Annotated in this window: 1 pseudogene; it reads left to right on the top strand. The window is 34.3% G+C overall.

The features are described from left to right. A pseudogene (locus tag FLQ44_RS21840) lies at positions 1–223 on the top strand (hypothetical protein); the annotation flags it as partial. Positions 224–265: the final 42 nt, after the last annotated feature.

Genomic DNA, 265 nt, shown 5'->3' with positions numbered 1-265 from the left:
AGTTGCTCATTTTTCTTATGCCTTAAATATGGCAGATGCAAATGAACTTAAAGCTTTAATCGAAAAAGTTAAACCTCATCTGATTGTTCCAGAAATTGAAGCGATTGCCACGCAAGTCTTGGTGGAAATTGAACAACAAAATATTGCCACTGACCATATTTCTCTATTGTTTTTTCACTTTTGTCATAGTGCTATCCCTAAACTAGCTTTATCCTGTAAATAAACGAAATTCAGAGTTTTTGTATGTCAAAACTTGCTGCGCTCA

Origin of the sequence: Vogesella mureinivorans, assembly GCF_007644035.1 — a bacterium.
Classification (GTDB): Bacteria; Pseudomonadota; Gammaproteobacteria; order Burkholderiales; family Chromobacteriaceae; genus Vogesella; species Vogesella mureinivorans.
Note: the sequence above shows the minus strand (reverse complement) of the source record. Positions and strands in the feature narration are given on the sequence as shown.